The sequence below is a fragment of the Mesorhizobium sp. M0968 genome, assembly GCF_040319065.1.
GTDB lineage: Bacteria > Pseudomonadota > Alphaproteobacteria > Rhizobiales > Rhizobiaceae > Mesorhizobium.
Genome location: NZ_JAMYNL010000002.1, coordinates 228,812 through 255,517, shown reverse-complemented (window position 1 = coordinate 255,517; position 26,706 = coordinate 228,812). Strand labels below are relative to the sequence as shown.

At 61.4% G+C, this 26,706-nt stretch carries 28 protein-coding genes; 13 read left to right on the top strand and 15 right to left on the bottom strand.

Annotated elements, in window-relative coordinates:
* Positions 1-256: 256 nt before the first annotated feature.
* The 8 genes from NKH67_RS04065 to NKH67_RS04030 all read left to right on the top strand — a co-directional run bounded on the left by NKH67_RS04065 (position 257) and on the right by NKH67_RS04030 (position 10,598).
* On the top strand, positions 257-2,746 hold the full coding sequence (locus NKH67_RS04065) for a mechanosensitive ion channel family protein (protein WP_352500963.1): 2,490 nt from the start codon (positions 257-259) through the stop codon (positions 2,744-2,746).
* A 156-nt stretch (positions 2,747-2,902) separates the two neighbouring features.
* The gene (locus tag NKH67_RS04060; protein WP_352452117.1) at positions 2,903-3,166 is read left to right on the top strand and encodes a hypothetical protein; all 264 of its coding nucleotides are present in this window, start codon (positions 2,903-2,905) and stop codon (positions 3,164-3,166) included.
* A gap of 268 nt (positions 3,167-3,434) precedes the next feature.
* Positions 3,435-5,996, top strand: a complete 2,562-nt coding sequence (locus NKH67_RS04055; RefSeq protein ID WP_352500962.1) for a GcvT family protein — start codon at positions 3,435-3,437, stop codon at positions 5,994-5,996.
* A 7-nt stretch (positions 5,997-6,003) separates the two neighbouring features.
* Positions 6,004-6,957, top strand: a complete 954-nt coding sequence (locus NKH67_RS04050) for a site-2 protease family protein (protein ID WP_352500961.1) — start codon at positions 6,004-6,006, stop codon at positions 6,955-6,957.
* Positions 6,958-7,057: 100 nt separating this feature from the next.
* Positions 7,058-7,906: a DUF1194 domain-containing protein gene (locus NKH67_RS04045; protein ID WP_352454623.1), complete on the top strand. Its 849-nt coding sequence runs from the start codon at positions 7,058-7,060 to the stop codon at positions 7,904-7,906.
* A 114-nt stretch (positions 7,907-8,020) separates the two neighbouring features.
* Positions 8,021-8,971: an ABC transporter substrate-binding protein gene (locus tag NKH67_RS04040; protein ID WP_352452114.1), complete on the top strand. Its 951-nt coding sequence runs from the start codon at positions 8,021-8,023 to the stop codon at positions 8,969-8,971.
* A 71-nt stretch (positions 8,972-9,042) separates the two neighbouring features.
* Complete coding sequence (locus NKH67_RS04035; RefSeq protein ID WP_023676527.1) at positions 9,043-9,819, top strand: ABC transporter permease; 777 nt, start codon at positions 9,043-9,045, stop codon at positions 9,817-9,819.
* Complete coding sequence (locus tag NKH67_RS04030; RefSeq protein WP_352500960.1) at positions 9,816-10,598, top strand: ABC transporter ATP-binding protein; 783 nt, start codon at positions 9,816-9,818, stop codon at positions 10,596-10,598. The genes NKH67_RS04035 and NKH67_RS04030 overlap by 4 nt, the downstream gene beginning before the upstream one ends.
* Positions 10,599-10,608: 10 nt before the next feature.
* On the opposite strand, the gene NKH67_RS04025 is transcribed toward NKH67_RS04030, so the two are convergent.
* Positions 10,609-10,782 carry a type II toxin -antitoxin system TacA 1-like antitoxin gene (locus NKH67_RS04025; protein WP_352500959.1) on the bottom strand — a complete coding sequence of 58 codons (174 nt, stop codon included), beginning with the start codon at positions 10,780-10,782 and terminating at the stop codon, positions 10,609-10,611.
* Positions 10,783-10,840: 58 nt separating this feature from the next.
* A complete protein-coding gene (locus NKH67_RS04020; protein WP_352501106.1) occupies positions 10,841-11,779 on the bottom strand; it encodes a GlxA family transcriptional regulator in 939 nt (312 codons plus the stop codon).
* 222 nt (positions 11,780-12,001) lie between these two features.
* Between NKH67_RS04020 and NKH67_RS04015 the strand changes: the two genes are divergently transcribed.
* A complete protein-coding gene (locus NKH67_RS04015) occupies positions 12,002-12,460 on the top strand; it encodes a hypothetical protein (protein WP_352501115.1) in 459 nt (152 codons plus the stop codon).
* Between the two features lie 140 nt (positions 12,461-12,600).
* Here the strand turns inward: NKH67_RS04015 and NKH67_RS04010 are convergent, their stop codons facing one another.
* Complete coding sequence (locus NKH67_RS04010) at positions 12,601-12,786, bottom strand: hypothetical protein (RefSeq protein ID WP_352452109.1); 186 nt, start codon at positions 12,784-12,786, stop codon at positions 12,601-12,603.
* 229 nt (positions 12,787-13,015) lie between these two features.
* On the opposite strand from NKH67_RS04010, the gene NKH67_RS04005 reads away from it, so the two are divergent.
* Positions 13,016-13,915, top strand: a complete 900-nt coding sequence (locus tag NKH67_RS04005) for a LysR substrate-binding domain-containing protein (protein ID WP_023676521.1) — start codon at positions 13,016-13,018, stop codon at positions 13,913-13,915.
* Between the two features lie 6 nt (positions 13,916-13,921).
* Here NKH67_RS04005 and NKH67_RS04000 read toward each other — a convergent pair whose 3' ends face one another.
* The 10 genes from NKH67_RS04000 to NKH67_RS03955 form a co-directional block, all read right to left on the bottom strand.
* The gene (locus NKH67_RS04000) at positions 13,922-14,905 is read right to left on the bottom strand and encodes an alpha/beta hydrolase (protein ID WP_352500958.1); all 984 of its coding nucleotides are present in this window, start codon (positions 14,903-14,905) and stop codon (positions 13,922-13,924) included.
* 268 nt (positions 14,906-15,173) lie between these two features.
* Positions 15,174-15,356, bottom strand: a complete 183-nt coding sequence (locus tag NKH67_RS03995) for a hypothetical protein (RefSeq protein WP_352500957.1) — start codon at positions 15,354-15,356, stop codon at positions 15,174-15,176.
* 186 nt (positions 15,357-15,542) lie between these two features.
* Entirely contained in the window at positions 15,543-17,612 is a 2,070-nt protein-coding gene (locus tag NKH67_RS03990; RefSeq protein ID WP_023676517.1) for an ASKHA domain-containing protein, read from the bottom strand.
* 113 nt (positions 17,613-17,725) lie between these two features.
* Positions 17,726-18,700, bottom strand: coding sequence for a methyltetrahydrofolate cobalamin methyltransferase (locus NKH67_RS03985; protein ID WP_352500956.1), 975 nt, complete (start codon positions 18,698-18,700; stop codon positions 17,726-17,728).
* A gap of 80 nt (positions 18,701-18,780) precedes the next feature.
* Positions 18,781-19,872 (bottom strand): methylenetetrahydrofolate reductase, encoded by a 1,092-nt coding sequence (locus NKH67_RS03980; protein ID WP_352500955.1) that lies wholly within the window; start codon positions 19,870-19,872, stop codon positions 18,781-18,783.
* Entirely contained in the window at positions 19,869-20,492 is a 624-nt protein-coding gene (locus tag NKH67_RS03975; protein ID WP_352454616.1) for a methylenetetrahydrofolate reductase C-terminal domain-containing protein, read from the bottom strand. Before NKH67_RS03975 ends, NKH67_RS03980 begins: the two co-directional genes overlap by 4 nt.
* Positions 20,485-20,787: a virulence factor gene (locus tag NKH67_RS03970; RefSeq protein WP_352452105.1), complete on the bottom strand. Its 303-nt coding sequence runs from the start codon at positions 20,785-20,787 to the stop codon at positions 20,485-20,487. The genes NKH67_RS03975 and NKH67_RS03970 overlap by 8 nt, the downstream gene beginning before the upstream one ends.
* A 235-nt stretch (positions 20,788-21,022) precedes the next feature.
* On the bottom strand, positions 21,023-21,934 hold the full coding sequence (locus NKH67_RS03965) for a fatty acid desaturase (protein WP_352500954.1): 912 nt from the start codon (positions 21,932-21,934) through the stop codon (positions 21,023-21,025).
* Between the two features lie 42 nt (positions 21,935-21,976).
* A complete protein-coding gene (locus NKH67_RS03960; RefSeq protein ID WP_352500953.1) occupies positions 21,977-22,759 on the bottom strand; it encodes a formyl transferase in 783 nt (260 codons plus the stop codon).
* Between the two features lie 77 nt (positions 22,760-22,836).
* Positions 22,837-23,412 (bottom strand): DUF4893 domain-containing protein, encoded by a 576-nt coding sequence (locus NKH67_RS03955; RefSeq protein WP_352500952.1) that lies wholly within the window; start codon positions 23,410-23,412, stop codon positions 22,837-22,839.
* Positions 23,413-23,534: 122 nt separating this feature from the next.
* On the opposite strand from NKH67_RS03955, the gene NKH67_RS03950 reads away from it, so the two are divergent.
* A complete protein-coding gene (locus NKH67_RS03950) occupies positions 23,535-24,446 on the top strand; it encodes an NAD-dependent epimerase/dehydratase family protein (RefSeq protein WP_352500951.1) in 912 nt (303 codons plus the stop codon).
* A 44-nt stretch (positions 24,447-24,490) separates the two neighbouring features.
* Positions 24,491-25,006 (top strand): hypothetical protein, encoded by a 516-nt coding sequence (locus NKH67_RS03945; RefSeq protein WP_352500950.1) that lies wholly within the window; start codon positions 24,491-24,493, stop codon positions 25,004-25,006.
* Positions 25,007-25,064: 58 nt separating this feature from the next.
* Here NKH67_RS03945 and NKH67_RS03940 read toward each other — a convergent pair whose 3' ends face one another.
* On the bottom strand, positions 25,065-25,694 hold the full coding sequence (locus tag NKH67_RS03940) for a DUF1638 domain-containing protein (protein ID WP_352500949.1): 630 nt from the start codon (positions 25,692-25,694) through the stop codon (positions 25,065-25,067).
* Between the two features lie 64 nt (positions 25,695-25,758).
* Here NKH67_RS03940 and NKH67_RS03935 point away from each other — a divergent pair, with 64 nt between their 5' ends.
* The gene (locus NKH67_RS03935) at positions 25,759-25,899 is read left to right on the top strand and encodes an entericidin A/B family lipoprotein (protein WP_023676507.1); all 141 of its coding nucleotides are present in this window, start codon (positions 25,759-25,761) and stop codon (positions 25,897-25,899) included.
* Between the two features lie 81 nt (positions 25,900-25,980).
* Here NKH67_RS03935 and NKH67_RS03930 read toward each other — a convergent pair whose 3' ends face one another.
* Positions 25,981-26,679, bottom strand: a complete 699-nt coding sequence (locus tag NKH67_RS03930; RefSeq protein WP_023676506.1) for a cobalamin B12-binding domain-containing protein — start codon at positions 26,677-26,679, stop codon at positions 25,981-25,983.
* Between the last annotated feature and the right edge of the window lie 27 nt (positions 26,680-26,706).

The following is a 26,706-nucleotide window of genomic DNA, read 5'->3' as shown; positions in this document are numbered from 1 at the left end:
TTCAGGCTTTACGGAGAGTATAGAGCAGGCTGCAAACGCAAAGCCAAGATTGCGCCATCGCTTTTCGACTCCCCGACTTCGATTGGATTTGGCCGACTTCGATTGGATTTGGCCGACTTCGATTGGATTGTCCGACTTCGATTGGCGGGACTTCGAAAAACGAGACGCCTGGGATGACTTGCCCCGTGATATGAGCCTCTTTATCAAGGACGTGCTTCAAAACTGCCGATGCCGCCCGCGAGTCGCCAGAAAAATCATGTTCTTTCGTTTATTCCGCCTGGTCTTGATTCTTGCGCTTGTTGTCTCGGCGCCGCCGTCGCTCGTTGCTATGGCGCAGGCACTCGGGCAGGGCGCCGCCGGGTTGATCGCCGACCAGCAGAAGGTCATCCAGAGTCTGACGGCCAAAACCGACGGTCTCGAGAAGAAGATACAGCAGGACGGCCAAGACGATGCCACCCTCGTGGAAATCCGTCTGCAATTGGAGGATCTGTCGCGGGCGGCGCTCACCAGCGCGCTGGCGTTCCGCTCGCGTCTCGGCGATATCAACGATCGGATTGAGATGCTGGGACCTCCGCCGGCCGCGGGCCAGCCGGCCGAGCCAGACATCGTAACCGGTGAACGCCAGGCCTTGGCTTCCGAAAAAGCCGAGATCAACGCCGTTATTGCCAGCGCGCAGAACCTGTCGATCCGCATCAGTGGGCTGATCGAGAAGATCGGCAACATGCGCAGCGAGCTGTTCCGCAATGTGCTTACCAAACGCTACGTGCTGTCCGATGCGCTTAGCCCCGAAGTCTTTTCCGACGCCAACGCTGAGTTTTCCGGCTTCTATAAGGCGGTGTCGTCCTGGCTGAGCTTCGCCTTCAAGTTCAAGTTCCAGGCCATTCTTGCCGCGACTTTGATGGCGCTCGCATTCGCTGCAGTGCTTTTTATCGGCGGTCGACGCCTGTTCGGCCGCGTCTTCGAAGCGGATCCCTCCGTCGAGGACCCCTCCTATCTCAGCCGCCTGTCGGTGGCGTTCTGGTCGACGTTGCTGCCGACGCTGGCGGTCGGCGCCTTCCTTGTCTCGACGATCTTCTTCTTCGATTATTACAATGTTTTACGCGGTGACATCGGCATCTTCCTGAATTCGCTGGTTGCCGTTATCGCGGTGGTGTTCTGCGTCAACCGCCTGACCAACGCAGCGCTCGAGCCCCGACTGCCGAACTGGCGTTTGATCCCGGTCGAAACCGGCCCGGCGCGCTGGCTGGTGCGGCTGACGACCGCCATGGCTGTCGTCATCGGCAGCAACAACTTCCTGTCTGTCGTCAACGACAAGATGGGCTCGCCACTGTCGCTGACCATCGCCAGAAGCTTCATCGCCACCATTGTCGTCGGCATCATCCTGATCCTTATGGGCCTGCTGAAGCCGTTCAAGGCCCCCGACGGAAGCTGGCGCCCGTGGCCGGCGTGGCTGCGCTACACCGCCGTCGCGCTAGGCCTATTCACCATCGCATCGGCACTGCTTGGCTATATCGGCCTTGCAATTTTCGTCTCGCTGCAGGTCGTGGTCACCGGCACCATCCTGGTCACCGCCTATATCGGCTTCCTGTCGGCGCGAGCGATCGGCGAGGAAGGCGGTTTCGCCAAAACTTCGATCGGGCGCTGGCTAGCGGCCAATTCAAGCTACGAAGAGACCGCCCTCGACCAGCTCGGGCTTGTCGTCAGCGCCGCCATCAACATCATGATTGTGCTGGTGTTCCTGCCGCTGATCCTGTTGATGTGGGGCTTCCAGCCCGGCGACATCCAGGCCTGGGCCTACAAGCTGGCGACCGGCCTAACCATCGGCTCGGTGACGATCTCGGTCACCGGCATTCTCACCGGCGTCGTCGTCTTCATCATTGGCTATTTCCTGACGCGCTGGTTCCAGGGCTGGCTCGACGGCTCGGTGATGGCGCGCGGCCGGGTTGACACCGGCGTGCGCAATTCGATCCGGCTGGCGGTCGGTTATGCCGGTGTCGCGGTCGCGGCACTGGTCGGCATCTCGGCCGCCGGTATCGACCTCTCCAATCTCGCGCTGGTCGCCGGCGCCTTGTCCCTCGGCATCGGTTTCGGCTTGCAGAATGTCGTCTCGAATTTCGTGTCGGGCCTGATCCTGTTGGCCGAGCGGCCGTTCAAGGTCGGCGACTGGATCGTCGCCGGCGACATCAGCGGCACGGTCAAGAAGATCAGCGTGCGCGCCACCGAGATCGAGACGTTCCAACGGCAATCGGTGATCCTGCCCAATTCAAACCTGATCAACAATGCGGTCGGCAACTGGACGCACCGCAACAAGCTCGGCCGCGTCGACATCAAGGTCGGCGTTGCCTATGGCAGCGACGTCAAGCACGTGCATGGCGTCCTGTTGGAGATCGCACGCAGCCATCCGCTGGTGCTGAAGAACCCGGAACCCTTTGTGCTGTTTTCCAATTTCGGCCCGGCCGCGCTCGAATTCGAGATCCGCGTATTCCTGGCAGACGTTCTTAGTGGCAATATCGTCCAGAACGACATCCGCTTTGCCATCTTCGATGTGTTCGCCGACCAGCATATCGAAATTCCGTCGACACCGCGCGCCGTCGTCGAGACCAAAAAGCACGAGGCGTGGCCGATCGACGACGACAAGATCGAAGTCGAATTCGCCGAGCGGGAACAAGCAAAAGCCCTAGCGGCGGTCGAGGCGAAACGTCTCGCCAAGTCGGGACGCAAGGTACGGAAGCCCGATCCTGACTAGCTGTTTGGAGCTTGCCTTCAAGCCTTCGGAAACCAATTGCGGCATGAATGCGGCATTCAGTTGCCGTTCAGCTTGCATTACATATAAGCTCACCTGCAAACGGCGAGAATGCCTTGCGAAATGCAACAGAGGCGGTGGCAACACCGATACTGCAAAATGTGGAAGTCTCTCGTCGCCGCCGTCGCTTTTCTGGCCGTGGGCGGTTCGGCCCATGCCGCCAGCGCGGTCAACAAGGACGCCGAGACCCGCACGCTGATCGTGACGGAAGGCGGCGGCAAGACCGAGCTGGCGCTGGCCGCTGGCGAAACCGTGGAATTTTGCCCGAGCGGCTGTTTTGTTACCTTGCCGAATGGCGACCTCGAGGCGCTGACCGGTTCGGAGACGATCGAGATCTCGGGCGGCGTCGCGCGCATCAAGTAAAGTCGACGCCATGATTTTTGAAGGCCGGGCAAACGCCCGGCCTTTTATTTGCTTCCGGTAATCGGCGATGAAGGTATGCATTTTTCTTCGAAGCTGCGCAGGACGGGCTCTAGCAGCGTCTTCGTACCGAGCAGGGCGAAGGCGTAGGTCTAACTGCATTCGACGGGCTGGTGGCGCGGGCTTTTTTGGCGATGTCGCAAACAGGCTGCAAGCGCGGCGCCGCGCCGCCCTATAGTCTGCTCGCAATAGCATCTTGGAGTCGCGGGCAATGGCAGGGTTTCCGGAAAAGGCGAAGGTCGTCATCGTCGGGCTGGGCGGCATCGTCGGCGCATCGGTCGCCCATCACCTGATCGAGCGCGGATGGGACGATATTGTCGGCATCGACAAATCGGGCATCCCGACGGATATCGGCTCGACGGCGCATGCCTCCGACTTCTGCTACACGACCAGCCATGATTTCCTGTCGTGCTGGACGACGCTCTATTCCATCGATTTCTACGAAAAGATGGGTCACTACGCGCGCATCGGCGGCCTCGAGGTCGCCCGCGTCGGCGACGACGCCCGCATGGCGGAGATCAAGCGCAAGATCGCTTCGGCGAAGGCCTTCGGCACACGCGCCCGCCTGATCGATCCCGCCGAGATCAAGGAAAAATTCCCGCTGATCGAAGAACAGATGGTACAGGGCGGCCTGTGGGACCCCGACGCCGGCCTCGTCATCCCGCGCTCGCAGACCGTCGCCGGCAAGCTTGTCGACCAGGCGGAAGCTTCCGGCAAACTCAGGGCGTTTGCCAATACGTCGGCCAGGTCGCTCGTCATCGAGAACGGCCGCATCAAGGGCGTGGTGACCGACCGCGGCACCATCGAGGCCGACTATGTCGTGGTCTGCACCGGCATCTGGGGACGGCTGATCGCGGAAATGGCGGGCGAGGACCTGCCAGTCATGCCGATTGACCATCCGCTTACCTTCTTCGGGCCGTACACCGAGTTCGCCGGCACCGGCAAGGAGATCGGCTGGCCGCTGCTGCGCGACCAGGGCAACTCGGCTTACATGCGCGATACCGGCGACCCCAAGACCGCGGAAGGCGGGCAGATCGAATGGGGTTATTACGAAGAGACCAATCCGCGCCTTTGCCATCCGCGCGATATTCTCGAGAAAAACGAGGCGCGGCTTTCGCCGTCGCAACGCGATCTCGACATGGAACAAATCCTGGCGCCGCTCGAGCGCGCCATGGAACTGACGCCGATCCTGGGCGAGCTGGGCTACAATGAGAGCCATTCCTTCAACGGCCTATTGCAGGTGACGGCGGACGGCGGCCCCTCGATGGGCGAAAGCCAGAAGGTCAGGGGCCTATGGTATGCCGTTGCGATCTGGGTCAAGGACGGCCCCGGCATGGGCAAGCTCATCGCCGACTGGATGACGGACGGCCGCACGGCGATCGACCACCACGCCATCGACTATTCGCGTTTCTATCCGCACCAGACGAAAGAACAGTTCATCTGGGATCGCTGCACCGAAACCGCGATGAAGGTCTACAACCCGGCGGTCCATCCGCGCGAGCCCTTCTCCAAGGCTCGCAATGTCCGCCGCTCGCCCTTCTGGGAGCGCGAGAAGGAACTCGGCGGCTATTTCATGGAACTCGGCGGCTGGGAGCGCGCCCATGGCTACGCCGCCAACGAGCATCTGCTCGAGAAATACGGCAACCGGGTGCCGGTGCGCCAAAACGAATGGGATAACCGCCACTTCTGGCGCGTCTCGAACGCCGAGCATCTCGCGATGAGCGAGGATTGCGGCATTGTCAATCTGTCGCATTTCGCCATGTACGACGTGGAAGGCCCGGACCATGTCGCGCTGATGGAATGGCTGTGCGCGGCAAAGATCGGCGGTGACGGCAATATCGGCAAGGGCATCTATACCCATTTCCTCGACGAGGAAGGCATGGTGCGCGCCGACCTGACCGTCATCCGCATGGCCGACCGCTGCCGCGTCATCGACGGCGCCGATGCCGGGCCGCGCGACTTCCAGTACATGCGCCGGACGGCAGAGGACAAAGGCTTCGACGTTAGCGTCACCGATGTGACCGAGAGATATGTGACCGTCGGCATCTGGGGTCCGAACGCGCGGGCGACATTGAGCAAGTGCGTGGAAAACCCCGACGGGCTGACGCCGGAGAATTTTCCCTTTGCCGCGATCAAGCCCGTCAGGATCGCCGGCAAGGACGTGACCGCCTTCCGCATCTCCTATGTCGGCGAGCAAGGCTGGGAACTACATATGCGCTACGAGGACGGTCTGGCTGTCTGGGACGCGCTGCGGTCGACCGGCGTGATGGCCTTTGGCGTCGAGACCTATGCAAACAGCCGCCGCATGGAGAAGAGCCTGCGCCTGCAGAATGCGGACCTGTTGACCGAATACAATCTGCTGGAAGCCGACCTTGCCCGTCCGAAAGTCAAGGAGGCCGATTTCTGCGGCAAGGCAAAGCATCTGGAATATCGCGCCCGGGTGCATCAGCCGGCCATGCTTTGCACGCTTATCATGACGGACAATACCGATTCCGATGGCGTTCTCCGCTATCCGGTCGGCACGATGCCGGTGATGGACCCGCAAACCGGTGAGACGCTCGTCGACGAGCTCGGCCGACGCTCCTTCACGACCTCGGTGGCCTATGGTCCGACCCTCGGCAAGAACATCGCGCTCGCCTACCTGCCCTGGGCGTATTGCCAGGAGGGCCGCAAGCTGAGCGTCGAATATTTCGGCGAGAAGTACCCGGTCGAAGTGGCCGCCGTCGGTTACAGGCCGCTCTACGACCCGGAGAACGTCAATCCGCGCAGCTAAACGTTGCTTGCCTGCCGATTCTCCACACAGGCAAGCCGAGCAGGACCTGAATGCAGAAGCCCGATTCATCGTCGGGCTTTTCGCTTTGTGGAGCGATGATTCTCGCTTACCGTCGCGCTGCGATTGGGGGGTGCCTTTGCGGCGGATCGGCTGGGACAGAAAAAACGATGCGCTTGTGTTTCAGCTGAACCGGAATATCCCGGTTCGCGTCAGCTGGACCTTCGCAATTCCCATTGTGCTGCCCTTCCTGAACGAGTGGGCGAGCCGACCCAAGGATGCACTGATCCATACCTCTATCTTTGCAGCGCTTCTGTTTGCGTCGATATTTCTGCACGAACTGGCACACGCCTGGATCGGACGCCGACAAGGCGTCGCCACCGACAGGATAGAATTATATCTCTTCGGCGGGCTCACGCGTTTCAAACGCGCCGCAGCGCCATCGCCTGCCTGGGCGCGGATTGCGATAGCGGGTCCCCTGGCGAACATCGCGCTCGCCGCGTTTTTCGATGCGGCCTATTATCTGGTTTTTGGAGAACTCATCCCAGTTGTGCCCGAAAGGCCATTCGGGTGGCTGCCGTCAAGGTCGGCCGGTCCTCTGGAATGGACGCTTTGGATTGGCGCATTGTTGAACGTGTCACTTATCATTCTCAACATCCTGCCCGCCTACGATCTGGATGGCGGCGTGATTGCAAGACATTTGTTCCTGAGACGCTTCGGCGTCCGCCGGGCCGCGCAGATCGTCGGCATCTGCGGCATCGTACTTTCAATTCTGCGTTTTGCGATCATCTTGCCTGCCGCGGTTGCAGGTATTCTGTTGTGGCTTCCGCCGTCATTCAAGCCGAACTGGAGGGCAGCGCGCGGAGTCGGTGCTAGAAAACCGAAGCCGGACCCATTCTCCGAGACGGATGTCGAGAAGGCCGTGGAGTGGCGGGGACGGGGCGGGCACCGCATCTACAAATGAAATTCGCTTTCCGGCGGTTCGCAAGAATGTGACCGGATGAGCCCGGCTCTTCACCGGGCTTTTCTCTTTGTCGATCGGCGATTTTCGCTTACCGTGCGGCATGTCTGGTTTTGCCCGTGCAAGACATCTCGTCTCGGGTGCCGCCGCGCTGGCGTCGGTGCTATGGCTGACTGCAAACTCCCGCGCCGCCGAGCCGGTCGACGTCGAACTGGTGCTGGCAGTCGACGTTTCGCTGTCCATGTCGCCGGACGAGCTCGAAATCCAGCGTCATGGCTACGCGGCGGCGCTGACGCATGACGATGTTCTGCAGGCAATCGGCGAAGGCGCTCATGGCAAGATTGCCGTCACCTATGTCGAATGGGCTGGCGCGACCTGGCAGCAGGTCGTGGTGCCGTGGACGGTGATCGCCAATCGTGCCGACGCCGAGCGGCTGGCAGCGCAGCTTTCCGCTCATCCGCCGGCCAGTGCCAGGCGCACCTCGATCTCCGGCGCGCTGGAATTCGCCAGCGATCTCTTTGCTGAAAGCGGCTTCCAGGGCGTCAAGCGGGTGATCGACATTTCGGGTGACGGCCCCAACAACCAGGGCGCACCTGTCGATATCACCCGCGACGCCGTGATCAAGCAAGGCATCACCGTCAACGGCCTGCCGCTGATGACCAGGGGCGGGTTCAGCAGCGCTTACGATGTCAACAATCTCGACCGCTACTACAGCGACTGCGTCATCGGCGGGCCGGGCTCCTTCATGATCCCGGTCAATGACTGGACGCAGTTTCCGGAGGCCATCCGTCGCAAGCTGGTGCTGGAGCTTGCCGGTCCGGCCTCGCCGCAGCGAGCGGCGGAAGAGGCGGCGCATCCGCCATTGGTGCTGGCACAGGACATCCCCGTCACCGACTGCCTAGTCGGCGAAAAAATGTGGCGCGACCGCAGCTGGATGTACGACAGCCGCTGATGGCGGAGTTTGCTGTCGATGGTGACATACCGCAGTGCAGCATCTGCTTCATTGACAAGCCTGCGGGCGTCTGTGACACAATTCCGCATCCGAACACATTAAAGGGGAACCGACATGAACAGGATTGGAATTCTTGCCGCAAGCTTGACGCTTGCCGTCGGATTGTCCGCGCCGGCGATGGCCGCCACATCGGTCAGCATCGGCATCAGTGGGTGGACCGGCTTTGCGCCGCTGACGCTCGCCAAGCAGGCCGGCATCTTCGAAAAGCACGGCCTCGACGTCACCTTGAAGAAGGTGCCGCAAGCCAGCCGGCCGCTCGCCATCGCCAGCGGCGACCTGCAATGCGCCGCCACCACGGTCGAGACCTGGCTGGTCTGGAACGCCAATGGCGTGACGACCAAGCAAATATTCCAGCTCGACAAATCCTACGGCGCCGACGGCATCGTCGCCCGCAACGACATCAAGACCGTCGCCGATCTCAAAGGTAAGTCGGTCGCGTCTTCGGCGCCGGGCACCTCGCCCTATTTCATGCTGGCCTGGGTGCTCAACAAGAACGGCATGTCGACCAAGGACGTGACGGTCGTCAACCTGGAGCCGGATGCGGCGGCGCAGGCGTTTCTCGCCGGCCAGAACGATGCGGCGGTCACCTATGAGCCGTTCATCTCGGCGGTGCGCGAAAAGTCCGACCAGGGCCATATCCTTGTCACCACTCTCGACTATCCGATGGTGCTCGATACGGTCGGCTGCACGCCGGAGTTCCTCAAGGCCAATCCGGATGCGGGCAAGGCGCTTGCCGACAGCTATTTCGAGGCACTCGACCTGATCAAGAGCGATCCGGCGAAATCCTATGAGACGATGGGTGCCGACGTGAAGCAGTCGGCCAAGGAATTCGAAGAGTCGGCCAAATACCTGAAATGGGCCGACAAGGCTGAAAACAAGCAGTTCTTCACCAAGGAATTCCAGGACTTTTCCAAGACCGCCGGCGAGCTTCTGCTGCAGATGGGTTTGATCAAGGAAGCGCCTGACGTCTCGACATTGGCCGACACCAGCGCCGTAGCCGACTAACCGGCAGGATTGTCGCCCGGCGGCGGCGCGTGCGCCGCCGCTTTTTCATTCAGATCAGAGGACGGTCGAAGATGCCGCGCCCCTTGCATCCGGTCTCGCCGGGCATTCGAACCGTGCTCGGCATTTCGTTCTTCGTGCTGTTCGTGGCGTTCTGGGCGTGGATCACGCTTGGCGGCCACGTCAATCGCATTTTCCTTGCCGATCCGCTGTCGATGGTGAGAGACGGTTGGCGGCTGCTGGTCGAGGACCGCTTCTGGCTCGACATCCTTATCACCATCTGGCGCGTCTTCGGCGGGTTCCTGATGGCGGCCATCGTTGCCGTGCCGCTCGGCATCGTGATGGGTGCCTGGAAGCCCGTGGAGGCGTTCCTGGAGCCGTTCGTCTCCTTCGCCCGCTATCTGCCGGCATCGGCCTTCATCCCGCTGCTCATCCTGTGGGCGGGCGTTGGCGAGCTCGAAAAACTGCTGGTGATCTTCGTCGGCTCGGTGTTCCAGATCATCCTGATCATCGCGGTCAAGGTCGGCGGCACACGGCGCGACCTGGTCGAGGCGGCCTACACGCTTGGCTCGTCCGACAATGGCATCGTGCGGCGCGTGATCATGCCGGCCAATGCGCCGGAGATTGCCGAGACCCTGCGGCTGGTGCTCGGCTGGGCCTGGACCTATGTCATCGTCGCCGAGCTGATCGGCTCGTCGTCGGGCATCGGCTACATGATCATCAACAGCCAGTCGCGGCTGGCGACAGGGCAGATCATCTTCGGCATCATCGTCATCGGCCTGATCGGGCTGTTGTCCGATTTCGCCTTCAAGGCGCTCAACCGTTGGCTGTTTCCATGGAGCCTGGCGTGAGCAAGCTGCTCATCGAAGGCGTCTCGCGCACCTTCGCCGGTGTCGGCGGTGGACAGCCGGTCAAGGCGCTGATGCCGATCGATCTGGCGGTCGCCGCCAACGACTTCATCACGATCCTGGGGCCATCCGGCTGTGGAAAGTCGACGCTGCTCAGGATCGTCGCCGGCCTCGAAGCGCCGAGTGGGGGACGTGTTCTGCTCGACGGCAGGGTGGTGGACCGGCCCGGTCCAGACCGCGGCATGGTTTTCCAGTCCTATACGCTGTTTCCGTGGCTGACGGTCGCCGAGAACATCGCCTTCGGCCTGCGCGAACGTGGAATGGCCGAGCACGAGCGCAGCGAGATCGTCGCTTCTTACGTCGATCTCGTCGGGCTGAGAGGTTTTGAAAACCATTGGCCGAAGCAGCTTTCCGGCGGCATGCAGCAGCGCACCGCGATTGCCCGGGCACTGGCCAACGATCCGGAGATCCTGCTGCTCGACGAGCCGTTCGGCGCGCTTGACAACCAGACCCGCGGGCTGATGCAGGAACTGCTTCTCGGCATCTGGGAGCGCCGGCAAAAAACGGTGCTGTTCGTCACCCACGACATCGAGGAGGCGATCTTCATGGCGTCGCGCGTGGTCGTGATGACGGCACGGCCGGGCCGCATCAAATCGGACGTTGCCGTCGACCTGCCGCATCCGCGCCACTACACGCTGAAGACCAGCCCGGAATTCTCGGCGCTGAAAGCGCGGCTGACGGAAGACATCCGCGTCGAGGCTATGCGCACGGCGCAGGTATAGTCGCCGCAACCTACACTCGACCGCGACCGGAAAAGATGCTCGGTTCGCTCAACAGGCGCTTTAGGCGTGGAAGGTCGCGCGTAGGGGCGTCCAGTGCCGCCATGAACGCGGCCCATTTTTCTGCATCGAGGCGGAAGCTGTGCGGGTCGGCCGGTTTTTGGGATAGGCTCGAACTCGTGGTCATGCGACATCTCTCGATGCGGGAATATCACACTTCGCCGGTCCTCTGCTGATTTGCCAGATCAAGCCGCCAGCAATTGCTTGCGATCGACGCGTTCCTGTTGCGGCGAGCGGGCGTACAACTCGCGATAGCATTTGGAGAAATGCGAGGCGGAAACAAAGCCGCAGGCGACCGCCACTTCGACTACCGGCAACGACGACTGGATCAGCAGGTGCCGGGCGCGGTCGAGGCGGATCTCCAGATAGTAACGGGCAGGGGAGCGCCCCATCTCGGTGCGGAACAGGCGCTCAATCTGCCGGCGCGACAGGTCGACATGATCAGCGACCTCGATCAGCGAGAGCGGCTCGGAGAGATTGGCTTCCATCAGCTCGATAATGGCCAGAACCTTGGAATTCTGCACGCCAAGGCGGGCGCGCAGCGGCAGGCGCTGGCGGTCGGTCGGGCTGCGCACGCGATCAGTCAGCACCTGCTCGCAGACGCGGTTGACGAGGCTTTCGTCGAAATCGTCGCCGATCAGCTTCAGCATCATGTCGAGCGCGGCGGTGCCGCCGGCGCAGGTGTAGATGTTCTGGTCGATCTCGAAGAGGTCGGCGAAGACATTGGCCTTGGGGAACGCCTCGGAAAAGCCCGGCAGGTTCTCCCAATGGATGGCGCAGCGCTTGTTGGACAGCAGGCCTGCGGCGGCCAGGATATGCGCGCCGGTGCACAGGCCGCCGACGGCAACGCCGCGATTGTACTCCTCGCGCAACCAGGCAAAGGCCGATTTGTTCTGGTAGCGCTCGACATTGATGCCGCTGCAGACGATGGCCATGTTCGGCCGGTCCGGTCCGGACATTTTCTTGCGCTCTTCCTCCAGCGAGGTGTTGACGGCGCATTCGACGCCGTTCGAGGCGCGCACCGGCTTGCCGTCGATGCTGGCGAGCCGCCAGCGATAGGCTTCATAGCCGAGCATGCGGTTGGCCGAACGCAACGGATCGAGCGCCGTCGCGAAGGCGATCATGGTGAAATCGGGGACCAGGAAGAATACGAACGATCGCCGGATCGGGTGCTTTACGACGTTCACGGGTAGATCCTCACGCTGCAATGGCGCGAACAGGATGTCGCGATTAGCACAGCGACATCAGGAAAGACGTTTCCTGTCAATTGGCTAGATGGCAACGGAGCGACTTTATTTGCGACACGGGTCGCAAATGGGCGATCGCTATGCGGCGAAGGACGCGACATGCCGCCGGATCGACCAAACGAGCCTACGCAGTCTGCGCACACGAAAAACGCCGCCTCGGCAAAACCGAAGCGGCGCTGGATCGACTTCGAAGCAGCGCAAGGCTGCTTCCGCCGGGATTGCCGCGTCTCAGGCGACGAAGCCGAGGCGCGCGGCAGCCATGGCACCGGTCTGGCCAGGCATGGTGTTGGCCAGGCGCTGGCGCTCGAGCGCGGTCGTCAGGTTCATTTCGCGACGGGCAAAGAGGCGGGCAAAAAGCTTCATGATCATCTCCATTCGGTTGCTCAGACGGGTCGCCTTCGCTTGATGGAGTGGGGCAGCTCGTTTGTTGATGATGATATAGGCTTACGTGAGGGGAAACTAAATCGCAAAAGCGAAGCACTTGATATGAAAAGCGACACGGAATGCGACAAATTTGGGCATTCTGCCCAGGATTTTCGATTATTTACAATGTGTTGATTGCCAGTGCGGGCTGCTATGCGACTTGCTCATATGCGGCATGCGACGGCGACATGGCTCGGGAAAATCATTGGAGTACAAACAAAAAGGCCTGCCGGGCTGATCTGCGCGGCAGGCCTTCAGCTGTTGATACACACGGTTTACTTTGCTCCAGCCCAGGATCCCACACCATGGCGAGTGCCGGCCTTGGCATCGGCAGCTTCGGGCCAGCCGATATCCTTCTGCAGTTCAATCGGCAGCGCGCGGATGGCGCGTTCCGTCTGGTAGCGGGCACGGGCCTCGCTGAATTCGGTCGCGATCCGACCGATGGATGACAGGATAGACATCTCATTCTCCTTCGCGTTGGGCCGGGTCGTCCCGGCGCTTGCAGCGTCAGGCGGTACACCGGCTTTGTTTCAGCTTCATTTCGTGTCGATTGCAGGTCCGTGTCATGGTTGTTTCGGGACCACTTCGATGAGTCCTGCCTCCAACCGAGTTGACTATCCTCCCAAACTGATGTTCAATCAAACGAAATGGAATGATGGTTTGCATCAGAAAAATTGAAGGCCGGTTGCCATGAACGCCCCACTCAATCATCCGCTGCCGCTGCTCGATCTCGATGTTCTGCGCACTTTCGTCGCAATCGCCGAGACCGGCAGCTTCACCACTGCGGCCAATGCGGTCTTCCGCACGCCGTCGGCCGTCTCGATGCAGATCAAGAAGCTGGAGGACATTCTCGGCCGCTCGGTGTTCGCGCGCGACGCCCGTTCGGTGACGCTGACCACCGATGGCGAGATGCTGCTCGGCTATGCGCGCCGGCTGCTGTCGATCAATCGCGAGGTGGTGTCGAAGTTCATCATTCCAGACATTGTCGGGGTGGTGCGGCTCGGCTCGCCGGACGATTACGGCGAACGTGTGCTGCCGCATGTGCTGAAGCGGTTCGCACAATCGCATCCATCGATCGCGGTCGACGTCACCATCGACCAGAGCGTCAATCTGCGCCGGCGCATGGACGACCGGGCGCTCGACATCACGCTGCTCACCAACTCCTACAAGACCAGCGCGATCGGCGCCGAAGTGCTGCTCACAGAGCCGATCGTCTGGGCCGGTGCCAAGGGCGGTTGCGCGCATCTGCGTGAGCCGCTGCCGGTCTCATTGTGGGAAGAGGGCTGTGCCTGGCGGGCAGGGGCATTGGAGGCGCTTGGGCGCGAGGGCCGCAACTACCGTATCGCATATATGAGCGCACACACGGCCGGCCAACGCGCCGCGATCATGGCGGATCTTGCGGTGGCGCCGCTGCCGAAATCCTTCCTCGGCAGCGATATGGTCGAGCTGTGCCCGAAGGACGGCATGCCTGACATCGGCACCTACAATCTGGCCATGGTGGTGACGCCGGACGCCAGCGCTCCAGTGAAGGCAGTCGCCGACCATATCCGCGCGACGTTTGAGATGTTCAGGGAAACTGGGAAGTTCTGAGCCAAACTACGACCTGAGCGGCGCAACCAGATCGCGAGGCGTTCCGTCGCGGTCTGCCCTTTGCAGCGACAACTCTCCTGCCTTGGCATGATAACTGTCAGTTTCGTTGGTCAAGAAGGCCACTATGCTGTCCCGCGCGCGACGCGCCTCCGGCATGTCGATCAACGGCCAGACATGGAACATGCCTTGCTCGTGGACGACCTCAATTTCGACGCCGGCCGCGCGTGCCTTTTCCGCGAAAATCAGATTGTCGGGGGTGAGCAGATCGCGTGAACCGGTCAGCAGCAGCGTTTTGGGCAGCACCGACAGGTCGCCGTAAACCGGGCTGATGCGCCAGTCGGTGGGATCTATGCCGGCGCTGTAAAGCCGGATCGCCTCGCGGCCGCCGGCAATGCCCAGCCACGGATCGTTGCGTTCGGCCTCATACATTTCTGGGTTGGCGAGCGACACGTCGAGACCGGGCGAAATCAGCACGTGGCGTGATGGCAAGGGCAGGCCGTCTTGCGCAGCCATCATGGTCAGCACGACGGCCATGTTTCCGCCGGCGGAATCGCCCATGAAGATGATATCATTCGCCCTGGTTTCGCCGAACATCTGGCGGTAGACGGCGCCGACCATGCCGAACATGGCGTGAAAATCGTGTTCGGGAGCAATGGGATAGATCGGCACGGTGATACCGAACCCGAGGCGGTCGGCCATGTCGGCGATCAGCCGCCAATGATAGGGTGTGATTTCAAAGACGTAAGCGCCGCCGTGCAGGTAGAGAATCCGCCTCCGCTCACCAGCCTGGGGAGCGATCTCGTAGACGGGAAAGCCGTTGATCGTGCGGGTTGTGATCTCCAGGCGTGACCACAGCGACGCAGGCGGCTGATGGTTTTCCGTCTTGCGCGCATAGGCGATCCAGCGCTGCAGGTTCTCGGGGCTGGAAAACGCCTTCTTGCGGCTGTACCTGAGGACGAACGACACGACGTGGCTTTTGAGACTGGGCATGCAGATACACGGACTTCGGCTGAGCCGACTAAGAGAACCCCCGACTATTTCGAAGATTGTGTCGCCACCAAAAAAGTCAAGATTGATGCAATCTCAATACGGTCGTTTGATCCCAGCTGTCGACAAAGCGTCCGGCCATGAAGTCTCTGGCCTACCGGTGCAGCTCAACGCCGCGGCAGCAACGCGGCGCGCAGCCAATTGCTGGGTGCAGCCGGAGCCGCATTGCGGCTCCGGCGAATACCGAGCAGCTTGCATTTGTCGATGAATTTCATCCGCGCTGCGTGCCCCATCCGACCGCAAGCTGCCTTTCGCTCGAACGCGGCGACACCGGCCAGCCAATGTCCTTTTGGATCTCAGGCGGCAAGCTGTTGAGGATGCGCAGCGACTTGCGCGCTTCGCGTGTTTTCTTGAAGGCCGCACCATAGCGGCCGAAGCTTTCGAACATCGACATCTTGATCTCCTTGGAGCGTTGCGGTGGCCGAAAACTGTTTCCGCCGGCCGTTCGATGCCGGTTAAATGCTCCGCCTATGTATCTGGCGGATTTCACGAAAACGCGATTTCGTTTCCAGATCGGCGCGATCTGGAAACATTTGCATACAAATGAAAATGGAAGTTCTGACAGCCTGGCGGAGGCGAGTCATCCCCGCCCGCGCCGCGCGGCATGGCCTTCGCGCGAACGCCGCCGCGGGGCAGCGTCGCCGGCAATGCCGTCTTCGCTCACCGTCTTGCGCGGCGGCAGTTTCACCGCCGCCGACAGCTTGGGAAACGGGTCGATCTTGTTCGGGAGCGCCATGGCATAAACGAAATGTTCCTGGAATTTCGGCTCCAGCGCCGTCTCGATCTTCTCGATCTTGCTAACGGTTTCCTCGATCTCGCGGCGATAGCCACGGTTCAACAGCGCCATGCGGGCGCCGGCGCCGGCCGCATTGCCAACGGCCGAGACCTTGTCGAGGTCGCAATCCGGAATCAGGCCCAGCACCATTGCGTATTTCGGGTCGATGAACGAGCCGAATGCGCCGGCGAAGTGGATGCGGTCGACATGATCGGTGTGCTGTTTTTCCATCAAAAGCTTGGTGCCGGCATAAAGGGCGGCCTTGGCAAGCTGGATAGCGCGCACATCAGTCTGGGTGATGGTGATCTTGGGCTCGCCTTCCTTCAGCACATAGGAGAAGGTGCGGCCATTGGCGACGACGCGGGGCGAGTGGCCGCTCAGCGATCCATCGACGACGCCGTCCTCGGAGATGATGCCGGCGAGATACATCTCGGCGACCACCTCGATGATGCCGGAGCCGCAAATACCGGTGACGCCGGTCGCCTGCACACTGTCGAGGAAGCCCGGCTCGTCGGACCAGAGTTCCGAGCCGATGACGCGGTATTTCGGTTCCAGCGTTTCAGGATCGATGCGGACGCGCTCGATGGCACCCGGTGCGGCGCGCTGGCCACCGGAGATTTCCGCACCTTCGAAGGCCGGGCCAGTTGGCGATGAGGCCGCCACGACCCGCTGGCGATTGCCGAGCACGATCTCGGCATTGGTGCCGACATCGACGATCAGCATCATCTCGTCCTGGCGGTGCGGCCCTTCCGACAGCGTCACTGCGGCAGCGTCCGCGCCGACATGGCCGGCAATGCAAGGAAGCATATAGAGCCTGGCGCCCTGGTTGAGCTTCAAACCGATATCCGATGCCTTGATGTGCACGGCGCCGGAGACGGCTAGCGCGAAGGGGGCGCCGCCGAGCTCGGTCGGATCGATGCCGAGGAACAGATGATGCATGATCGGATTGCCGACGAACACGGAATCCAGGATGTCGTTGCGTTGGACGTTGCCTTCGGTGCAGACCTTGTCCACAAGCCCCGAAATGGCCTCGCGCACGGCGACCGTCATGCCTTCGCGGCCGTCCGGGTTCATCATCACGTACGAGACACGGCTCATCAGATCCTCGCCGAAGCGGATCTGCGGATTGGATGTGCCCGACGAGGCGGCGACGCGGCCCGACAGCAACGACACCAGATGCATGGCGATCGTGGTCGAGCCGATATCGCAGGCAAGTCCGTACGCCTCGTTCTTGAGGCCGGGCCACAAAGCGATGACCCGTGCGGTCTCGCTGTCGGTGTCCTTGTGGATGGCGGCGGTCGCGGTCCAGTTGCCTTTGCGCAAAATGCCTTGCACCTGCGGCAACAGATGGAAATCGAAATCGAGGCTCTTGAGGCCCCAGTCCTTCATCAGCGCGATCTTCAGACGGTCGAGGTCGCCGAGCGGCTTGTGCATGTCGGGTTCTTCGATCTCGACATAGCACATGCGGATTGCCGCATCGCGGGCGATGACCCTGGTGTCGGCGTCCTTGCGGATGGTCTGCGCGTTGATGACGGTGTCCTGCGGCACGTCGACGACGAGATCGCCGAGAATCTGCGCCGAGCAGGACAGCCGGCGGCGCTCGGGCAGGCCGCGTACGCGTTCGTAGCGCTCTTCCTTAGCGCCCTTGGGCGAGAGGTGATCGTTGGAGGAAACGATCTTGTGCTTGGCGAAATTGCCTTCCTGCACCTCGATCTGGCAACGCCCGCAAGTGGCACGCCCGCCGCACACGCTCTCGACATAGACACCGAGCTGGCGCGCGGCGTCCAGAACCGGCGTGCCGACCGGAAACCGGCCGCGCTTGCCCGACGGCATGAACAGCACGAGCGGATCGGTGATGTTGACGGGAGAGTTCATACGTTCCAGACTTTACTTTCTACGCAGCTCGGGTCTTGGCTACGGCAGCGATGCCGCTATGTCTCGGTTCCTCCCCAGTCCTAGGCCCCATATCGTGTCGGCCAAGACCTGGCTCAACCCCGGGCCATACGCGCTTCGCGGCCGCCGCGCCTGCGTCCGCCATTGCCATTGCCATCGCCCGGCGCGTTGACCTGCGTCCGGGCGGCAACGGCCTGGCCGCCTTCAGCAGACTTGTAGTCCTTGTAGGTCCTGATCCAATTGGTGCAGTTCTCGTCGGTGCCGTTCAGCACGTTGGCGCCACGCACCGCTTCCATTTCCTGCGGCCGCACCGGGTTCATGATCGCCGAGGTCATGCCGGCGCCGATCACCATCGGGATGAAGGCGGCGTTGATGCCATGACGGTGCGGCAGGCCGAACGAGATGTTGGAGAGGCCGCAGGTGGTGTTGACCTTGAGCTCCTCGCGCAGCCGGCGTAGCAGGGCAAATACCTGGCGGCCGGCATCGCCCAGCGCGCCGATCGGCATGACCAGCGGGTCGACGACCACATCATGCGCCGGAATGCCGAAGTCGGCACAGCGCTGAACGATCTTCTTGGCGACGGCGAAGCGCACATCGGGGTCCATCGAAATACCGGTCTCGTCGTTGGAAATGGCCACGACAGGAACGTTGTATTTCTTGATCAACGGCAGGATGGCTTCGAGCTTTTCCTCCTCGCCGGTGACGGAATTGACCAGCGGCCGGCCCTTGGCGACCTTCAGCGCCGCTTCGATTGCCGCAGTCACGGAGGAGTCGATCGACAACGGCAGGTCGACCAGGCCTTGCACGATCTCCAGCGTCTGCACCAGCAGCGCCGGCTCGGTGGCGTTGGGATCGACTGCAGTGACGCCGGCATTGACGTCGAGCATGGTGGCCCCACAGGCGGCCTGCTCCAGCGCATCCTTGATGACGGTCTCAAAATTGCCGGCGATCATTTCGGCGGCCAGCTTTTTGCGGCCGGTCGGATTGATGCGCTCGCCGATCACGCAGAAGGGCTGATCGAAGCCGATGATGATTTCTCGTGTCGCCGAGGCGACGATGGTGCGGGTCATGAAATCTCTCCATCGTGATATAAAGAGTTCTTTATATCGTTATCTGTTTCTGATCAAGCGAATGCTGACGATTCGCGCTGTCAATGCGCGGTCTTGACCATGTCGACCTGGGTTTCGGTGAGGTCGTCATGCAGTATGTGGTCGAGCCGGTCGGCAACGAGCTGGTCGTCGCGGCGGATTTCGCGTTTCCACGGCCGGCGACCCTTCAGCACGCCAGATTCGTCGACGATCTCAGCGACGTATTCTTCCTGGCGATAGGCCATCACATGGACGCCGGACACACCGGGAATTTCCTTCACCTCATTGATGATGTCGATGCAGAGCTGCTTGCCTTCCTTCTTCTGATCCTGAGCGCCTTCCAGGCGCTTGACGATCTGATCGGGAATGTGAATGCCAGGTACGTTGGAGCGGATCCATTTGGCCGTCTTGGCCGAGGCCAGCGGCCCGACGCCGCAAAGGATGAAACATTTCTCGGTATAGCCGAGATCGCGGACCTTCTGCATGTAGGCGCGGAACATCGGTACGTCGAAGCAGTACTGGCTCTGCACGAACTGTGCCCCGGCGGCGATCTTCTTGCCCAGCCGATAGGGCCGGAAATCGATCGGCGGCGCAAACGGGTTGATCGCCGCGCCAAGGAAAAGCTGCGGCGGGGTCGTGAGTTTGCGGCCGGACAGGAATTTGCCGTTATCGCGCATAACGCGGCAGGTTTCGAGCAGCGACATGCAGTCGAGATCGAACACCGGCTTGGCGCCGGGCTGGTCGCCGGCCTGCACGCCGTCGCCGGTCAGGCACAGCATGTTGGCGACGCCCATCGCAGCACCCCCAAGCACGTCGCCCTGGATGGCGATGCGGTTCCGGTCGCGGCAGGCGATCTGCATGATCGGGGCATAGCCCATGCGGGTCAGCAGCGCGCAGATGCCGACCGACGACATGTGGCAGTTGGCGCCGGAAGCGTCGACGGCATTGATGGCGTCGACCCAGCCGTCGAAAATCCTGGCGCGGTTGTAGACGTCTTCCGGATCGGCGCTGTCGGGCGGATTGAGCTCGGTCGTCACTGCGAACTCGCCGCGCCTGAGGACGCGTTCCAGCCGGCCACGCGAGGTGTGGCCGGGCAGGGGATCGAGCGGCAAATGGATGCCGGCCGGATTCTCGTCTGGCTGACGGCCGATCATGCCGATGCTCCGGTCTTCGTAGTATTCCGGGCCGCATTGCGGGCGGCCGCGGCCTGCGCGGTGACCCGCAGCCAGGCGGAAGTTTCGCGCAAGGACTGATCCACCGGCTTCTGCACTTCCAAAATCTTGTCGCCATGCACCATGTTCCGCGAGCCTTCCCAGGCTTTGACCCAGACGCAAGGCATGTCAGGCTCGACCTCGCAATTGCCGTTGGCGCGGACACCGCCGCAAGGGCCATTGCGCAATTGCTTGGGGCAGTTCATTGGGCACGACATGCCGGTCGAGGAAAGGATGCACTGGCCGCACATGCGGCAGTCGAACATGAATCCCTTGACGCGCTTTTCGACGAATTTCACAGGCCCTTCGACACGGCTGTAGCCGATGCCCTTCCACAGCGGATGGAGGAGCAGGAACATGTCGGCGAATTTGCCGTAGAACCATTCGAGCAGCCGCGAATGCCGCACAGACCAAAGCCGCACCGCGAAAGAGCGCTGCACACGCCGCTGCGGCGACACGTCGGCCGGCTTGTAGTCGGATTTCGGCGCCGCCTTCTTGACGATGGTCGCCTGGGTCACGCCGGCTTGAGCCGTCGTCGCCGGCATTGATTGGGGATCAGACATTCTCTTTGCCCCCCGCCTTGACCAGAGCGACCAGCCGCTCACGGTCGTATTTCGCATCAAGTTCCTGAAGAGCCTTCTCGGCCTCGGCTTCAAGATCGTCACTGACCGGGAGGGGTTCTGCCTTGCGCCATTCGGCAAGATAGTCGTCGGTGCCGCCAGCGCCGGTGCGCATGGCGCACATGTCGATCGCCTCGGTGAAGCGCAGCGGCAGTTCGCGCTTGGCGTTCTGCCGGCCCTTCTTGACGATGACCTGGGCGGGGATGTCGCGCCAGTAGACGACGATCAGATCGGCCATAATTTCCTGCTCCTGCAGAGCGCCGTGCGTCCAATCGGACGCACAAACGATGCTCTACCATTTAACTCCGCTGCATCGTGCTCTCCAAAGATCGATTCCGATCTTTTGGCCAATGCAGTGGTTTCGAGCATTGCCGGAAGCGCTGTTGGGCTGCTTGTTATGGGACGACGCGGGGGCCTTCAAAAGCGACGCAATCGACGGCCGCGGTTGAAAGCGGAGTTTCTTCCAGCACTGGTCAGCCGGCGCGGCCATCGTAGCTGCCGACCAGCTTCCTGTGGAAGCGCACGTAACCTCGTTCGGTCGTGCGTAAATGCTCCGCGACGATGTCATGGAAGCGCGGCAGGCGGTGGAAGGGAACGGCCGGATAGGAATGGTGCTCGGAATGGTACGGCATATTCCAAGCCACGAAGCGCACCAGCCTTGTGGTGAAGGTGGTGCGGGTGTTCTCGAGCATGTTGGCGACATGCGGGCACAACGCGTGCTCGGCCAGCAGGTAGGCACGCAAAAACGGCTGTCCGACCAGCACCGGCACGATCCAGACCCACAACAGCAGCGCCGACTGCGCGCCGAGCGATGCGGCCAGCAATGCCGCATAGCCGATCAGGAACTGCCGTGCTTCGGCAATCACCTTGCCGCGGCCCTTTTCCGGCACAAAGCCGTCGCGGTTGCGGCCCGCCGCATTGGTTGCGATCACACGGCCCATGGCGATCCAATAGGGGCCGCCTGACAGATAGCGCAGATATTGGCTGATGGTCTCCGGCTTCGGGGCCATCAGTTCGGGGTCGTTGTCCGGGTCGTGCGTATGGCGGTGATGGGCGAAATGGAAATAGCGGAACCATGCCGGCGGCAGCAGGATAAGGAAGCCGGCCACGGCGGCGATGGTGCGATTGAGCCGCGCCGTTCTGAACGCAATTTCATGGATGGTCTCGTGCAACGGCGTGAAGAAGAAGACGATCAGGATTCCCTGCGGCAAGACGAGCGCGGGCCAGAACGGGATGCGAGCGGCGATCAGCGCGCCTAGCAGGATAACCAGCCCGGCATGGACCGCCAGCCGGACAATGCCTGGCCGGTCAACCCTGGCGGTGAGGTCGCGACGGTCCTCGACCGAAAGGCCGGCAATGATGGCGCGGTGGTCGATGTCGCTCATGATGCAATGTTAGTGGCGGTGGCTGTCCGGTAAATCGGCGCGTCACCAGACGCCGTTCCTTATCCCCGTCCAGAGATAAAACCATATCGTCGGATGATACCATTGTGTCGAAGGTAGGCCGGGATCCACCGTGCCGACCTTGCCGGCCAGCGCATCCCTGACCGCTTCGACGCAGATGTCGCGCGAGAAGGCCGCCTGCCGCAACGCGTAGCTCGAAACTGTGTCGCCCGGCTGCGGTTTGCCACGCGTCTGCCGCAGCACGCCGCCAGTGTCGACGCCGGCGTCGACCAGATGCACGGTGGTGCCGAAGTTCTCCGCATCGCCTGAGGCCAGCGCCCAGTAGCCGCCGTTCATGCCACGATATTTCGGGGCGATGCCGGCATGGTAGTTGAGGACCGGGCAAGGGATTTTCGCCAGCGTCTGCCGCGACAGCAAGCGGCAGCCGGCGAGCAGCACCACACCCGGCTGGATTTCCGCAATCGCCTGCAGGCACTCCGGCGCGTTGGCCGACGAGACATAAATGATCTTTTGCCCAGGCTTCGGTTCGGTTTGCAGCTTCTGCCCGGCGGCAAGCCGTGCTGCGTGGCCGGCGAAGAAGCGCTTACCGAGGCGCGTCAGCACCATCGTGCCGAGTTGACCGATGGCCGAGGTCCAGCCTTGCCGCCGCGCCCGCGCGAGAAGCAATTGCTTTTTGGATTCAGGAGCTTCGAGGATGACGCTGACCGGGCCGAGTTGATCCGCGACGGCGTTGACGATCGCCCAGATATGCGGGCCGCCTTCGGTGACGACGACGATCGGCCGTTGGTTTGTTTTCGACAGTGCCATGCTCTGCGCCCCCGCAAAGAACCTGTTCTTTGCGCGCGAATGCTAGGCTGACCGGGTTAACCCCTGGTGATCGGGGCTCAGCGCTTGAATTCGAGGATATCGAGCTTCGATTCGTAATAGGGCGCCGGGAACTCGATGCGCCATTCACTGGCGCTGTTGCGGAAGGCATAGCCGACCTGATCGCTTTCCGGGCCGCTGCCGTAGGGCTTTGCCGGATCGTCGTTGACGTGGAAGGAACCGAGATAGATCGCGCGTTTCTCGCCATCGTCGAAGAAGCGGCCCTTGGTGCGTTGCGAGCCGGTGATCTTTTCCAGTCTCCAGCCAGAACCGTCGTCGCTCACCTCGCATTTGAACCAGCCATAGATGACGAGCGGGCTCAATCCGCCGGCCTTGATGGTGCGGCATTGCCATTTGCCGGTCAGGTCCCTGTCAGAGAAGGGAACCAGCGGCTTTGCCAGCAAAGCGTCGAGCTGCTTGACCTCGGCGGGATCGCCGGCCTTCGCCTCGTCAAGCGCTGCCTTGCGCGTCTCGCCATATTTGTTGAGCCGCGCCTTGTCGGCAGCCGTCATCAGCGTCTGCACCTCGCCATCGGCGAACGCGGGCATGGTCAAGCAGAGGACAGTTGCTGCGGCAAACATGAGGCGAGCGATCATCGGTGGCGTTTCCTTTTTTGATGGCTGGAGCAGGCTGTTTTCTTGTCTGGCGCATACCTTAATGTTTCGCCGCGTTCTGTCATCCGTGCCTGAGCATCGACAGCAGAAACGAGGTGGAAAGAATGCGGATCTTGCTGACGGGATCGTCCGGTTGGCTGGGCAGCGCCTTGGCGCCGCGCCTGCGGGCTCTTGGCCATGACGTCACCGGCCTCGATCCCGTTCCGTCTTCGGAAACGCCGATCGTCGGCTCAGTCGCCGATCGCGACCTGGTCATGAGGGCGGTCGAGGGGAACCGCGTCGAGGCCATCATCCATAGCGGCGCGCTGCACAAGCCTGACATCGAACGTTATCGCAACGAGGATTTCGTCGAGACGAATGTGCGCGGCACGCTCAACCTGCTCGACGCGGCGGCAGCATTCGGCGTTCAGCGTTTCGTGTTCACGTCGACGACGTCGCTGATGATTTCCCAAACCATTCGCGCCGGCTTCACCGGCGGGACGCGCAAGGCGGCATGGCTGACGGAAGACATGTCGCCTGAACCGCGCAACATCTACGGCGTCACCAAGCTTTCAGCCGAACAGCTCTGCCGGCTCTATCATTTGCAGTTCGGCCTGCCGGTGATCGTGTTGCGCACCGCCCGGTTTTTTCCCGAGGCGGACGACATGGCGCACGTGATCGAACAGTCGGATGCCAACACCAAGGCCAATGAGCTGTTGTTCCGCCGGCTGACGGTGGAGGACGCAGCCGACGCCCACATCGCTGCCCTGGAGAAAGCGCCGCAATTGGGCTTCGACACTTTCATCATCTCGGCACCGACGCCTTTCCAGCCCGAAGATTGCGCGGCCTTGATCGCCGACGCGCCGTCGGTCGTGGCGCGCTATTTTCCGGATTATCCGGCGCTCTACGCGAAGAAAGGCTGGACGATGTTTTCGTCGATCGACCGGGTCTATGATGCGTCGCGGGCGAGGAAGCGGCTGGGTTTCATCTGCAAGACGAGCTTTGCCGATGTGCTCGCCCGGCTTGTGGCGGAATAAGAGCGCGGGTATTCGTCAGGAATGCGCGTCACTGGGAGAGGTAGTTGGGAGTAACAATCTACTTTGAAGGACAGTTACGGGGTCACGAGCAATATGCTGCTTTGCTGCACGAAGCCAAGGCGTTCGCCATTGCGCGAGACTGGCCGGTGCGCGAGATCGATGAGCGCGAGAAGACGCTCAATCGAGTCATTGATGAACGAAACGTGGACTATATTGGCCCTGTGTTTGGAATAGAGCTTCAACCGCATCCCAATTCGGAACCGCTGCGGCTTGAGTTCGACAATCACCTCTTCGTTCAACAACATTGTAAAACTCAGTTTTCAGGTGCAGGCGCTCATATCGAGATCATCAGGTTTCTTCGCGAAATTACTCGCTTGTTCTCCAGTCTCAATGTCGTCGATGAAGGGGAGTATTGGGAGCTAAGTGATCCGTCAATTCTGCAAAGTAATTTCGACAATGTCGATGCAATGCTTGCCGAAATATTGCTTAAAGATCCAACCGCGCGGGGGCCGATCCGCCTTGAAACCGGGCGCATTATCGATGTCATATCGGATCGGTGAATCGGTGGGCGAAAATGAACGGCAGCCTCCGGCAAACGCTTAGAGGACGCTATTTCTTTTACGAATGTGCTGAGGCGCTGGCCAGTTCCTTCGTCAGGTCACCATAGCCGGTCGAGCGGCGCTCATAGGCGAGGCCGAGCATTTTCGCCGCCTTTTCGGCGACCTTGTCGAGTTCCGGGTCGTTGGTCTGAGCGATATAGATCAGCTTCTCGTAGTTGCCGAAATAGTCCTTGATCAGCTCCGGGTGCTTGTCGAGGCCGAGCGGCTTCATGAAGAAGGCATCGAATTGCCGGCAGAGGAAGTCGGTCATGTAGAACGACATCATGTCGTCATCGGCGACCTTCGCATAGGCATCCATGCCCTGGTAGAAAGCAAAGCAATGCGGCCCGGCCATGCGCTCGACGCCATGCTTCTCGCAGATCCGATCGAGCAGGCCACCCGTGCCGCAATCGGCATAGCCGACGAAGATGTGTCTGTAGCCGTCGGTCTTGGCCTTCTCGATAGCCCTGTCCATGGCCGGCGCGATGCGGTCCGGATAGAAATGGAACTCCGCCGGCAGGCAGGTCAGGTCGAGATGGTCGAGCCCGAGCTGCTCCTTGACCGCCAAAACTTCGCGCGCGATCATCCCGCAGGCGATGACGAGCAGCCTGTCGCCTTGATCGGATTGTTGTTTTCGCGCGGTAGTCATGGAACCAGTCTAATCGATCTTCGTTGCTGTCCAGCGAATTTATATGCTGAGGGAGACACCAATCATGAAATTGTTCCGCGTCGCGCCAATCGCTATTCTCGCCTGCGCCTTGGCTGTTTCGGCCTGCGCCAACACGGTGCGCGGCGTCGGTAAGGATATCAAATCCACTGCGAAGGCAGTTGACGATACCGTCAAGAAACCCTGATCCGCACGGCTCTCAACATTTGGGAATAAAAAAGCCGCACTGCAAGGCGCGGCTTTTCTTGTTCGTGCCGGACTTATTGGCTCAGGCCGAAGCGCGGACGTTGTGCTTGCGCTTCATGAAGTCCTTGGCGGTCTCGACTGCCACCGCGGCGTCGCGGCAATAGGCGTCGGCGCCGACGGCTTTGCCGAATTCCTCGTTGAGCGGTGCGCCGCCGACCAGTACGACATAGTCGTCGCGAATGCCTTTTTCCTTCATCGTATCGATGACGACCTTCATGTAAGGCATGGTCGTCGTCAGCAGGGCCGACATGCCGATGATGTCGGGCTGGTGCTTTTCGATGGCATCGAGATATTTTTCGACCGCATTGTTGATGCCGAGGTCGATGACATCGAAGCCGGCGCCTTCCATCATCATGCCGACCAGGTTCTTGCCGATGTCGTGGATGTCGCCCTTGACGGTGCCGATCACCATCTTGCCCTGCTTCGGCGCGCCTGTGGCGACAAGCAGCGGACGCAGGATGAACATGCCGGCCTTCATCGCGTTGGCCGACAGCAGCACTTCGGGAACGAACAGGATGCCGTCGCGGAAATCCTCGCCGACGATACGCATGCCCTCGACCAGAGCCTCGGTCAACACCTTGTAAGGCGCCCAGCCGCGCTCGAGAAGGATATTGGTGCCTTCCTCGATTTCTTCCTTCAACCCGTCATAAAGATCGTCGTGCATCTGCTGCACCAACTCGTCGTCGGAGAGTTCCGAAAGGATGATCTCGTCGTCGGCCATTTTTTCTCAGGCTCCTTGCCGGCTACA